The organism is Hyphomicrobium sp. DY-1 (assembly GCF_047497105.1).
In the GTDB taxonomy this organism is placed as follows: Bacteria; Pseudomonadota; Alphaproteobacteria; order Rhizobiales; family Hyphomicrobiaceae; genus Hyphomicrobium_B.
This window is the reverse complement of sequence record NZ_CP134870.1, coordinates 3612125-3624759: the sequence shown is the minus strand read 5'-3', so window position 1 is coordinate 3624759 and position 12635 is coordinate 3612125. Positions and strand designations below refer to the sequence as shown.

Annotated in this window: 11 protein-coding genes; 3 read left to right on the top strand and 8 right to left on the bottom strand. The window is 57.2% G+C overall.

Features of this window, described 5'->3' with window-relative positions; all coding sequences use genetic code 11:
* The 4 genes from RLW41_RS17530 to RLW41_RS17515 form a co-directional block, all read right to left on the bottom strand.
* Entirely contained in the window at positions 1-1341 is a 1341-nt protein-coding gene (locus RLW41_RS17530) for an efflux RND transporter periplasmic adaptor subunit (RefSeq protein ID WP_414462284.1), read from the bottom strand.
* Positions 1342-1466: 125 nt separating this feature from the next.
* The gene (locus RLW41_RS17525) at positions 1467-1847 is read right to left on the bottom strand and encodes a hypothetical protein (RefSeq protein WP_414462283.1); all 381 of its coding nucleotides are present in this window, start codon (positions 1845-1847) and stop codon (positions 1467-1469) included.
* 274 nt (positions 1848-2121) lie between these two features.
* Positions 2122-2247 carry a hypothetical protein gene (locus RLW41_RS17520; protein ID WP_414462282.1) on the bottom strand — a complete coding sequence of 42 codons (126 nt, stop codon included), beginning with the start codon at positions 2245-2247 and terminating at the stop codon, positions 2122-2124.
* 126 nt (positions 2248-2373) lie between these two features.
* On the bottom strand, positions 2374-2688 hold the full coding sequence (locus RLW41_RS17515; RefSeq protein ID WP_414462281.1) for a hypothetical protein: 315 nt from the start codon (positions 2686-2688) through the stop codon (positions 2374-2376).
* Positions 2689-2761: 73 nt separating this feature from the next.
* Between RLW41_RS17515 and RLW41_RS17510 the strand changes: the two genes are divergently transcribed.
* Both RLW41_RS17510 and RLW41_RS17505 read left to right on the top strand, forming a co-directional pair.
* A complete protein-coding gene (locus tag RLW41_RS17510; protein ID WP_414462280.1) occupies positions 2762-3880 on the top strand; it encodes a tetratricopeptide repeat protein in 1119 nt (372 codons plus the stop codon).
* A 31-nt stretch (positions 3881-3911) separates the two neighbouring features.
* The gene (locus tag RLW41_RS17505; RefSeq protein ID WP_409562959.1) at positions 3912-4235 is read left to right on the top strand and encodes a hypothetical protein; all 324 of its coding nucleotides are present in this window, start codon (positions 3912-3914) and stop codon (positions 4233-4235) included.
* 206 nt (positions 4236-4441) lie between these two features.
* Here RLW41_RS17505 and RLW41_RS17500 read toward each other — a convergent pair whose 3' ends face one another.
* Positions 4442-5407 carry a transporter gene (locus RLW41_RS17500; protein WP_414462279.1) on the bottom strand — a complete coding sequence of 322 codons (966 nt, stop codon included), beginning with the start codon at positions 5405-5407 and terminating at the stop codon, positions 4442-4444.
* Positions 5408-5645: 238 nt separating this feature from the next.
* Here RLW41_RS17500 and RLW41_RS17495 point away from each other — a divergent pair, with 238 nt between their 5' ends.
* Positions 5646-6434 (top strand): tetratricopeptide repeat protein, encoded by a 789-nt coding sequence (locus tag RLW41_RS17495; protein WP_409562957.1) that lies wholly within the window; start codon positions 5646-5648, stop codon positions 6432-6434.
* Positions 6435-6519: 85 nt separating this feature from the next.
* Here the strand turns inward: RLW41_RS17495 and RLW41_RS17490 are convergent, their stop codons facing one another.
* Genes RLW41_RS17490 through RLW41_RS17480 form a run of 3 tightly spaced genes read right to left on the bottom strand, consistent with a single transcriptional unit; the run spans position 6520 to position 12552 of the window.
* Entirely contained in the window at positions 6520-8055 is a 1536-nt protein-coding gene (locus tag RLW41_RS17490; RefSeq protein WP_409562956.1) for an efflux transporter outer membrane subunit, read from the bottom strand.
* A complete protein-coding gene (locus RLW41_RS17485) occupies positions 8055-9365 on the bottom strand; it encodes an efflux RND transporter periplasmic adaptor subunit (RefSeq protein WP_414462278.1) in 1311 nt (436 codons plus the stop codon). Before RLW41_RS17485 ends, RLW41_RS17490 begins: the two co-directional genes overlap by 1 nt.
* Positions 9358-12552: an efflux RND transporter permease subunit gene (locus tag RLW41_RS17480; protein ID WP_414462277.1), complete on the bottom strand. Its 3195-nt coding sequence runs from the start codon at positions 12550-12552 to the stop codon at positions 9358-9360. The genes RLW41_RS17485 and RLW41_RS17480 overlap by 8 nt, the downstream gene beginning before the upstream one ends.
* Positions 12553-12635: the final 83 nt, after the last annotated feature.

The window sequence follows — 12635 nt, the reverse complement described above, 5'->3', positions numbered from 1 at the left end:
TCAATGCGAATGCGTAGCTTCGGATTTGCCGCTCTCGGCCTTAAGCAGGAACGTGTTCGTCGCCGCAACCGTCTCGCCCGGTTCAAGCCCGGCCACGATCTCAACAGACGAGCCATCGGTGCCGCCCACCGTCACTTTGCGCGCTTCGAAGCCGTGTTCGGTGCGGACATAAACAATCGTCTCACCCTTGACTGTCTGCAGCGCGGTTTTCGGAAGCTTCAGCCCAACCGGTTTCGTTCCAAAAAGAATGTCGGCGTTGACGAACGAACCCGGCCGCAGCGCCAGACCCTTATTCTCGACCGACGCGATGACGCGCGCCGTCCGCGTCTCCTCATTGATCATCGGGCTCGTAAAGATGATTTTTCCCGATGTCGTCTCGGCCGGATGGCTGCCACTGACCAGCACACTCTGTCCCTCCTTGATATCGGGAAGGTGACTGATCGAAACGGCAAGCTCGATCCACACCACCGAAAGATCGGCAATGGCATACAGCTCCTTGGCTTCGCCCTCGCGCCCGACGGGTGTTCCGAGATCGACAAGCTGCTCGACAATGCGCCCGCCGATCGGCGCGCGAATTTCGTAACGTTGCAGGTTCGTTGCAGATTGGCCGCGCTGCTTTAACGTTTGGATGTCCGCTTCGCTGACGCCCAGAGCAGCAAGCTTCTGATGCGCGACGCCTAATCGGACTTTCGCTTCGGTATCGGTAGCCTGCGCCCGCAAATAGCGCTGCTCCGCCGAAATCTGCTTCTCGTAGAGCGTTTTTTCACGATCAAAGAGCGTCTCTTGCAGGTTCGCGTTGACGAGCGCGTTGATGTATTCGCTCTTCGCATCGGCCACTTCCCGGCTGTCCAGGACGGCGACGACTTCATTCTTCGCGACGACATCGCCAAGCCGCTTCTTCAACTCCGCGACTGTACCGACAACCTGCGCTGCAACGCGCCCCACGCGATTGCGGTCTGCGATCACCGTTCCCGGCACTGTCAGGCTCCGATCGAGCGCACCCGCTCCGGCTTCCGTCAACGCAATGCCTTCGGCATCGATCCGATCCTGCGAGACTTCGAGGCCCTCATGATGCTCGTGACCGGCTTCTTCGCCGTGCGCAGCATCCGATCCGTTTTCCTCGTTTACGGCCTCTCCACCGGCGTCATGTGCATGCCCCTCGTCATGCTGATGTCCGGCTTCCGAATGACCCTTGGTCTCCGCCGACGCGTGCGCCTTGGCGTCGCTTGAGATGGTGAAAAACCTGGAAAGGCCAGGTGCGAAAGTAGCCGCGCAAAGCACGGCCAGTGCCAGGACAGCGGCGCACAAGCGCACGCCACCAGCTATCAGCATTCGCTGCATGTCGAAACAATCCACGTGTTGCGGAGACCGCTTAGGGCGCCGCGTTGCGATTTTGACGGAGGTTCACGCGATCGCGGCACGCGAAAAGAGAGTGCGCAGCCACGTCATCGCGATTGAAAAGCGCTTTAAAGGCGCGGCGGCTTGAACAGCGGCCCTGGACCATCCAACGGCCCATCAAGCGTTTCCCATGCTGTATAGGTGACCGGCGCCATAGCCTCGGTGCGGGTGGGAACACTCGGTTTCGAAATCAGATGCTGAACGGAAAAACAAAGCACACAATGCTGTCCTGAGAGCCCCTGAGGAACCTCCGAATCTTGCGATGCTTTTTTCGCGTCGATGCCATGGCCCGCACAATTCTCATACCCATGCTCGGCAATCGCATGCGACAGACTGAAGGGACCGCTGAGAGCCATCATGAGTAATGAAAGCAACGCACACACGACCGACCGTCCGCTGCGCGTGACAGCGAGAAACGATTTTGAGGTGTGGTTTGCCGATTGGTGCATTGCAATTAGGTTTATGTCCAAACTCTGCTTAGTCAAGTCCCCGAACCGCCGACAGCGATCCGTCACACGGACTCTGCCTCCCCAATGTTTCGGCCAAATCGAAAAATACTGCGCAGCATCGGGATTGATTTTGTTGCAAGCTCACAACATATCGAAGGATATGTCGCGGCGGGATTGCCAATGCGGCATCTTACAAGCACTTTCCAGCGGAAATATGAATTAGAAGATGTTTAGATAGCGCATGCTCACTCGCTTCGTCAGATATTTGATCACATCAGCGGTCCTGCTCGCGACATCCGTCGCAGGCTTGCCGCTGGTTCTGTGTGTGAGCAGCACCCATAGCGTTGCGGTCGAGATCGAGCGCCTTCACCACGACACGCAATCCGGATCGAACGATCACTTCATTCTCTTTTCGAATTCGCACGCGAAAGCCGAATCCGAGCCCTGCACAGATTACCGGCTTCAGCATGCATCGTTTTTCAAGCACCCGCATCAATCCAAGCCGTCTGACAGGAATGGCGAGAATTTAGGTGGTTACGCACCAGCTCTTCTGCCGACGTCCGGCGAGCTGCTTGCCGCGCACTTTCACTGTGCCATCTCGCACGCAACGTTTGATAATCCACCCCATCTGCGGTCCACGCTTAGCGACCGCAGCACGATCGTTCTCCAGATTTAGAGCGCGGCCCCCAGAGCATTGATTGCGCTCCGCGCCGTTGGCGCGGTCAAATCCATCTTGCTTTATTGGAGAAAAACTCATGCCAATTTTTGTTGGCAGGGAGAGGTCGTGTTCTGCTGTGTTGGCTCGCCAAGCGTCCCAAATCGTAACGACGATCCCAGCCATAACCCCGACAACACTCCTGACCGCGGCGCTAAGCACAGCAATTGCTCTCACCGCAACCGCTGTCGGCTCACCCATGGCACTCGGCGCAACGCCTGATGACGCACCGGCGTCGACAGCGGCTATCGAAACGCAACGCGCGCAACACCTCGCTGACAGGGCAAACCGTGCCTACGGCAGTGGCGAATACAAAACTGCAGTGCAGCTCTATTCCGTGCTTCTTCAGCTCCAACCGAACGACGCACGCGTCTTCTATAATCGGGCGAACAGCTATTCTAAGCTGGACGAATTCGATAGGGCGCTCGCTGACTACACCGCTGCCGTCGCACGCGCGCCGGAGTTCGCACCCGCTCTAGTTAATCGCGGAAGCCTTTATTTTCGAGCCAAGCGCTTCGACGAAGCACTTTCGGATTACGACGCCGCGGCCAAGATAAGACCCGACGATCGCTTCATCGCTTATAATCGCGGCTTGATCCTGGCGCAGCAAGGGCGGCTCAAAGAAGCGAACCAAGCCTTCGACCGCGTGCTTGAGGTATCATCGACCTATGCGCCCGCCTACGCCGAAAAAGGCTTTCTCTCTCTGCAACAAGGCGACAGTGACAAAGCCAGAACCCAATTCGAGACCGCGCTTAAATACCAGCCCGCAAACGCACGCGCCGAAGCTGGACTAAAGAGGCTCGATGATAAGACAGCCGCCGATCGTCTCTCGAGAGAGGTTGTACACACCAAACTGGTCGCGGACCTCATTCGGAACATCGACGAGACATGCTTCGCCAACGGCGAGGACGCCCGTGCCTTTGGCCGCGCCGTTGAAGCCGCGCCTTGGCGGGGCCAACCGACAATGACATCAGCTGGACTGAAAACCTGGACCGGCAAAACAAGTTTCGGCAAAGCACGTCTGGTCCTTGCACAATCTGTCGAGCAACTGGGACGGACTGTCTGTTCCATTACGATCGAAGGCATCACGCCTCATCTGTTCCAGGATTTTAGAGCGGCTTTTAACGAACACACCGAGACGGCTGCGACCAAAACCGTCGCTGTAGAGACCGCTGACAGAGCCGATTCAGGACATCTCGAATATTGGACGCCGCATCACGACGGTTGTGACGTCCATGCCGTCATCCTGAACTCTGCCAAAGACAATCGCCTCACGGTGCGCATGACGCATGGAAATAGGCGTCCCACCGAAATGTGAATCCATTTGGATTTCGAAAGGATCTTTGACAATGACACTGAACCACAAACAAAACCGCTCGCTCGCCGCTTGCGCGGCATTGGCATTCATCTTTGCAGGTACGGTATCGGCGGCGGCGAATTCTTACGCTCCGGCATTTTTTGCCGGCGACGAGGCAGCAACCATCAACCCTGTCGATGCGCGCGACTACCGCCATTGCCATCATATGGCGAGACGCGCCTACTGCCATGTCTCCGATAATCTGCCGCGCAATTGGCCGCCGCATTCGGATCGCTCTCCATCCCCGCAGGACAAGCACTCGCATTCCGAGGCCAGCAAAAACCACCTGCAAACGAAGATCCCATATCCGCGCTGATTGCTGCAGCACCGCCTTGACGACAGCTCGTCTTTTCTTGGCGCCCTTGCATCTCAATTTTTACATCGATTGAGACACCTCAAAGAGAAAAAGGCCCCGGGCTTCGGGTAAAGCCGGGGCCAAAGTTGAGGTCTGTAGCGCTCGGACTATTAAGCAAACCGGTATGGTATTAAACACCCGGCAAGCCCCTCCGTAGTTCTACGTCGTCAGAACGAGAGCCTTGTCGTGACGATCCAGTTGCTGTCGTAAGTCGGCGTGAGAACCGGCGATGTCGTCTTCGGCGAAACCGCAAACTGATAGCCTGCACCGACGATCAGATTGCTGTCGTCACACAGCTTGAAACGACCAAGAATGAGACCGGGCGTCAAAAAGACTTGGTCTTTGCCGCTTCGCTCGCCGTCGGCCCAATGCGTATAGTTGACTTCGAATTCGGGCCAGAAATATTTCGCAAGATGATATTGAAACGCGACGTTGGTAACGACGGATGTCCCGATTTCACTTTCACGTTCCAACGGAATAGGAACGCTGACCGTCGCCTGAACATCGAAATCACCCCAGCCTTTGCCCGCCGCCAACGTCGGCGTCACGACCCACGCATCGTTTGTAAAAGGATCGTCGCCGGTCGGCGCCTGCACGCCGAAAAACGCCGACACGATGTAATCGCCATTTTCCTTGTTGGCGCTGATAAGCCGCTGCTTGATGGTGACAGCGGGCCAGTCCGCCCAACCGGACGCCTGTTTGGCATGCGTGCGCTCTTCATAGGGTGGCAGGTTGATCAGTACTTCATTGGTCATCGTCGGAATGAATTCGAAACCCTTGCCGCCGTCGTAGACATTCTGATGGGCGCCATTTCCCATCTGCTCAAAAAACTGGTCGGACCGAAACTCTTGCTCCAACCGCGGCGTCACGGTCGCGAGCGGTGTCATCCAATCCGGCTGCGAAGCCTTTGCGGCGTGCGCAATTTCCTGCCAACGTTGAAAGAAGTCCTGAATGGCGTCCCCTGCGTCCTCATCAGACGACGTCGCGCCGACATAGCTGGGCGCCGGAATATTCAAATCGTGAAGAGATGAACTGGCGTTCGCCGATGTTTGCAGCAAATCGCCTGCAGTGGCCGGAACGACGCCGACTCCAATGAACACGAGCGTCGTTCCGAGCGCTTTAGCTATCCCCATTGCAGTCCCCCAGAGGCATATATCCTTGCAGCTATATCGCGAGAGTCTCGCAACCGTCGCGTCGGGAGCATCACATCAGTAATAGCTGGTCCGTATTCATACGGACCTAGGAAAGCCAGATGCAGGTGGGCAGGAGAGCATTCGTGGGGACTATTCCGGGGCTGTACGGGAATCAATAGCGGCATCCCCTATCGCCACTGCGCTGTCCCGATTGCCAACACGTCGGAGACCGAACGCCATGCTCTTCTCGCGCACATCGATCAGCATATTCGCACTCGTGATAGCGGTATCATCGCTATCGGTAGCGCCATCTGCATGGGCGGCGGACGGCGACCAATGTGCCGATGCGGCGACACCTGCACTGCACATCTTTGCATGCACCGCGACCATCGAGGATAACGCATCGGATTCTGAGAAAGTCGAGATTGCCTATGTCAATCGCGGCCTCGCCTACTTTGCCACGGAGAACTTTTCGAAGGCCATTGCCGATTTCGATCATGCTGTCGCGTTAGCTCCACGGGATCTCAGCGCCTATGAAGCGCGTGCCATCGCCTTCGCCTCGGAGCGCGACTACACCCATGCAATTGCCGATGACCGCAAAGCTATCGATATCGATCCGCTAAGCACACGCGCGTACAATAACCTAGCGAACGCATACAAGGCTGAGGGGCATCTGCAGGACGCGCTGGCAAGCTATGATCGCGCCATTGAGCTGTCCCCAAATGAATCGACCCTTTATTTCAATCGGGGAAATACACTACGCGCGCTCGGTCGCGCGAAGGATGCAATCCACGATTACGATTATGCCATCGCACTTAACGGCAAGTTTTTGAACGCCTACATCGCCCGCGGAAATACGCGCGCCGCCGGCCTCGACTTCAAAAATGCCGAAGCTGACTTCGATCGCGTCCTCGCCATCGATCCGATGAACAATGCAGCGATTGCCAATAAGCTCGCGATCGAAAAATTGCGCGAAAGGCAGTTCCGCGCGCCGCTTGGTCAATCAATCGCGACAATGACGAAATAAATTCAGGTGCGCAAACGTCCTGCAGGCGCATCCACGGCGCCTGCAGGCGCATCCACGGCGCCTGCAGGATTTATCGCTCCATTTTTCAGTGATCGTGCAAGTGATCGAACGCGGCAAGAACAGCGGGCCTTGCACGCGGCGCAGGAAGATCCTGCTCGAACATCTCCCAGCCACCGCCCAGAGCTTTATAGAGCGCAATGAACGCCGTGGCCGCATCGGCCTTCGCCTGGACATACTGCAGCTGAAGTTCGTCATCCTGCCGCTCGGCATCCAGCACATTGAGCGAGTCCGTTACGCCGCGATCATAACGCTCTGTTGCGAGATCGACCGCGCCTTTGCTCTCTTTGGCAGCGATGGCCAAAGATTTGAGCGTGGCCATCGCCGCGCGATAACGCGACAGCGCAACGTTCGCTTCTTCGACGCTCGAAATAACGACGCGCTTATACGTGAGGAACTGCGAATCCGCCTGCAGCTGCTGAATGTGCACGAGCGAATCGAGCGTCCCGAAGTCGAGCAGCGGCCAATAGACCGAAGGTCCCACCGAATAGATGCTCTTGGTGACCACAGGCACAACACCGATGCCCTGTCCCTGTAAGCCGCCACCTGCCGTAATCTCGACGCGCGGAAAGAGATCCGCGACAGCAACGCCAATCCTCGCCGTCTCGACGGCAAGCTGGCGTTCCGCCGCGCGAACGTCCGGACGACGGCGGATCACGCTCGCCGGCAATCCCGTTTTCAAACGGCTCGGCGTTGTGGGAATCTGCCGATAAGCACTGAGCTCCTGGCAAACACCGCCGGAATAGGTTCCAAGCAGAACTGCAATACGTGCGCACCCAGCATATTCTTCACTCGCAAGCGGCGCGAGTTCCGCCTTGAGCGTCGCAAGCTGGCGCGATGCGAGCTTGACATCGAGCTCGTTCGTCAGACCCCGATCGAAACGCGTCTTCATCAGATCGAAGATCTTCTGCGCCCGCGCGACATTCTCTTTCGATACTTTTATCTTGGCTTGGATGCCACGCGTCTCGACGTAAGCTCTCGCGACTTCCGCAACGACCGAGACCAGAACCGCACGCCTCTGTTCGATAGCAACATCCGTCGAATATTGGGCTGCTTCGTATGCGCGCCTGTTCTTACCGAAGAGATCCAGCTCCCATGCGGCGTCAAAGCCAGCGACGTGCGTAATCTCTTCGAGCCCGTTGGTGTTCGTCCCGGCGTTCAACGGACCAGCAACGCGTCCCTTCGTCGAATTTGTACCGGTACCTCGGCCTGCCGCGGCATTCGCTTCTACGATCGGCAGCGCCAATCCACGAACCGCGACCTCATTGGCGCGGGCTGCGCGGATGTGATTGGCGGCGATTTCGATATCCGGATTTGCGACAACCGCCTGCTGGATCAGCGTTTCAAGTTGAGGATCCCGAAGCAAAGACCACCACCTGGCAATCGCAGGCGACTGCGATTGCGCCACCGATACAGAACTGCCCGAACTGCCGCCAAGGCTACCGGTCGTAAACATTGCCGGCGCACCGATATGCGGCATCAGATAGTCCGGCCCGACTGCACAACCCGTAAGCCCCCCGGCTAGGATTGGCAGGAGAAATTTCAGCCCCCCCCGTTTGACCATCAGCTTTGGGCCTTCCCGGAACTATTGACCTCGACTTTGTCGCCGTCGGAAATCTGGTTGTTGATGTTGAGTGCCACGTGATCACCGACCTTGATGCCCGATGCCAGTTCAACGCTGTCGCCATCGTCAGTCGCGATGGAGACGTTCTTAAACGCAACCCGCCCGTCTTCGATTACAGCAACCTGCGCGCCCTTGCCCCGGAACGAAATCGCGGCGGCGGGCACAACAACGCTCTTCGACTGCGCAACCTCAAATTCGGCGCGAACATACATCCCGGGTGAAAGCGCATAATCTTTGTTTGGGAGGACGACCTCCACCAGCATTGTGCGCGCATGCGGATCGACCGAACCGGTCGTGCGCACGATCTTGCCCTCATAGGCTCGGCCAGAGCCGTCTGCAGTCATAACTTTCACGGGAGAGCCAATCGTAAGCCGCTCTGCGACGCCCTGCGGAACACGCGAGAAAATACGGATTCGATCGGTTTGTTGAATGACGAAAAGCGGCGATGTATTAGCGGAGCTGCCCGCAGTCACCAGATCGCCGGGATCGACGCGGCGATCCGTGATGATGCCGTCGAACGGCGCTGTCACATTCTTGAATTGCGTGAGCGTCATCAACCCATCAACCTTGGCCTGATCGACCGCCACCTGCGCAATCGCGGCATTGAGCTTCGCGAGACTGCTGTCGTTGGCGGCTTTCTTTTCCTCTCGCTCTTGATCGGAAACGACGCCCTTTGGCGAATCACGCCAGCGATCGTAACTGCTTTTCGCAAAATCAGCATCCGCTTGCCGTACTTTGGCCTCAGCTTTTGCCGCCTCCAGTTCCGCACGCGCCGCAACCAACTGCGAATCGAGATCGGGAGTGTCGATCGTGGCGAGCAACTGCCCCTTCTTCACCTTGTCCCCGATATCGACCTTCCATTCCGCCAGGTAGCCGTTCACGCGCGAATACAGTGTCGTCCGATACCAGGACGCGGTATCGCCTGGGAGAATAAGGGATTTGAATGCTGGTCCCGCCTGGGCGACAGCGACGTCGACCAGAGGAAGCATCGCGACGTTCTTTTGTGTTTCCTGCGCTAGGTTCTCAGCTTCCTGAGCCTTAATTCGGTTAACCTCGACAAAGCCCGCAGTCAGTCCGAGCCCGACGACGATGGCGATCGTCGTCATCCAGCGCCCTGTTGATTTCGGATAGTCTTCTTTCGCGACGTCGCCGAGCCCTTCCTTCGCTGGAAAGTCCGAAGGTGCGAGCGGATCAGCCTCGCAAGGCTCCGTCTGCAGGGCGTTCGCGTCAGTCTCACTCTTCTTAAGCATGCGCAAGGGGCATCCTCCCGTCTACGGTTTTCCGAGAAGTGTCACGGCGCAAAAGCCGATACATCGTCGGGACAAAAATAAGCGTAGCGACTGTTGCCAGCAAAAGGCCGCCGATGACCGCCCGAGCCAAAGGCGCATTCTGCTCGCCGCCTTCGCCGACACCCAAAGCCATCGGAATCATGCCTAGGATCATCGCGCCCGCAGTCATCAAAACTGGCCGAAGTCGCGTGTAGCCCGCTTCGATCGCCGCATGCATCGGATCAATCCCAAGCGCAACCTGCTGATTAGCAAATGTCAGAACAAGAATGCCGTTCGCGGTCGTCAAACCGATACACATCAGGCTGCCCATCAGCGCTGGAACACTGATGTGCGTTCCGGTGATAAAGAGCATCCAGACGATGCCAGCGAGAGCGAAAGGTACCGCCAACAAGATGATGATCGGATCGAGCCAGCTTTGGAAATTGATGACCAGCAGCAGAAATACCAGGACGACTGCGAGGCCCATGCCGCCGAACAATCCTGCGAAGCTCTGACGCATCGTTTCGATCTGTCCGCTGAGCTTCACCTTGATCCCGCTGGTGACAGGCGGACTATCTTTCGCAAGCACCTTGTCGATTGCGTCAGCGGCCGATGCGAGATCCCGTCCTTGAACGTCGGCGTCGACGTCGAACACCGGCGCGATATTCAACTGCGACACCACCATCGGCACTTTCGTTCGGCCGAACTTGGCGACATTCATCAAAAGCTGGGAATGCTTGCCGTTCGGCGCCGTGACGGGAAGCGTCCACAAATCCTTCGTTGATTTGACGCGATATGTCGGCGTTTGCACGACCAACGGATAGCTGACGTTATTATGCGGATTGAGCCAGAAATTCGGAGAGACCTGCGCGCTGGAATTGAGCGTGACAAGCACGTCGTTTGCCAGACCATGCTGATCGAGATCGAGATCCCTCGCCTTCGTGCGATCGACGTCCACCTTGATGGCAGGCGCATCGGGCACCTGGAAAACATGCGAATCGACGATGCCCGGCACTGACTTCAAATCGTGCGCGATCTTGGATGCGAGCGCATATGCCTTATCCGCGTTCCGGCTGGAAATACGAACGTCGATCGGCGCAGGCTGCCCGAAATTCAAGACCTGATTGACGATATCAGCCGGCTGGAAAAAGAACTGAAGCTCAGGGAACATCCGCGGTAACTTACGGCGAAGTTCTGCAATATGAGCAGGTGTCGAAGTATGCTTCTCCTTCAACGACACGAGAATTTCGCCATCCATCGGACCGACGGTAGCCGTATCGCTGAGGGCGATATTGATGCCGCTGTACGGCAGGCCGATGTTGTCGAGAATGACATCGATCTGATCGTTGCCGACGATCTTGCGGATCGCCTGCTCGACTTCGCTGAAGTCCTTCTGCGTGTCCTCGATGCGCGTACCAGGCGGTGCGCGAACATGCAGTCGCATTTGTCCGGCATCGATCTGCGGGAAGAAATCCATCCCGAGGTTCATTAATGGCAGAACGGTCGCGCCGAGCAGAACCACGAAAAAAACGATCGTCGGAATGGGATGGCTCACCGACCACGACACCGCATTGCGATACCGTTCGCGGAAGGCACTGAAACCGTTTTCGAAGCCGCGATGAATCAGGCTGAACGGATTGAAGCGCGACGGCTTGTGCTCTTCGCCGTGTCCTGCGCCATGCTTTCCGACCTGCGACCGCATCAAATACATGAAGAGCACGGGCACGAGCGTAAACGACAGCAGCAAGCTCGCAAACAACGAAAGGATCACCGACAGCGAGAGTGGTGAAAACAGATACTTGGCGGTACCGGTCAAAAGGAAAACCGGAACGAAGACGACGCTGATCGACAGCGTAGATAGCATTGTCGGAATGCCGACTTCTGAAGTGCCGTTGAGAATTGCCTCTTCAATCTCCTCACCCAAGCCCACGTGGCGCTCAATGTTCTCAATCACGACGGTTGCGTTGTCGACGAGAATACCGACTGCCAATGCGAAACCGCCGAGCGTCATGGTGTTGAGCGTCTGCCCGGCGATGTAAAGCATCAGCAGAGCGGTGATGATGGATAATGGAATCGACGCCAGAATGATGATGGTCAGCCGCCAGTTGCCGAGGAACAGCAGAATCATCAGCGCCGTCAGTCCGGCCGCCATCAAGCCGCCCATCACCACGCTATTCAGCGCCGCCTTGACGAAAATGGATTGATCAAAGATCGCCTTGATAGTCACGCCCTTCGGCATCATCCGCTGCAGCCCCGGCAAAGCCGCTTTGACGCCGTTGATAACGTCCAGCGTCGATGTTCCACCCGTTTTTCGCACGAGCATCAGCGCACCCGGCGCGCCATTTTGGCTGACCGAATTTGTCTGCACCTGACTTCCATCGTGGACGTGCGCGACGTCGCGTACGAAGATCGTTTTGCCGTCGATTTGCTTCAACGGAAAATTCTCGATCGTCGCGATGGCGTTCGGCGTGTTGTTCATCGCGACCGGATAGTCGTTCTGGCCGACTTTTACGTCGCCTGATGGAACGATGATGTTCTGCTTCGCCAGCGCATCGGAAACTTCCGCCGGCGTCAGTCCACGCGCCTGCAGCGCATGGGGATCGAGATCGACCATGATGACGCGGATTTTGCCACCATACGGATAGGGAACCTGTGCGCCATGCACGACCGCAAGATTGGGCCTGAGCACCTGCTGACCGAGATCGGTAAGGCGCGAGTCGGGCAGATATTTACTCGCGAGGCTGAGCTGAATCACCGAAACGTCCGTCGCACTATAACGGACAATGAGCGGCGGCGTGATGTTGCGCGGCATGCTCTTGAGCACGGTCTGCGCGCAACTCGACAGCTGCGTGATGGCGCGGCTGACGTCGGCTCCCTCGTGCAGATAGACCTTAATGACGCCGACGCCGGTATAGCTGTTGGCTTCGATCCGGTCGATATCATCAACGAGCGATGCCATCTGCCGCTCATGCTTGATGAGAATGCGGTCCTGCATTTCTTCCGCACTCATTCCGCTGTACGTCCACACGACGCTGACAACAGGAATGTTAATCTCCGGAAATATGTCCGTCGGCATGCGCGACACCGCGCCGAACCCGAGCAGACAAATAAGAATGATGATCGCCGCCACCGAATGCGGATGAGTTAAGGAAAATTTTGGCAGCGACATGCGTTCTATGTTCCTAGGCGGCTCGTTCCGCGGTTACCTGATCAGTGCGATCTGCCGCGTCGAACGCAACGGCCAATGCTGCA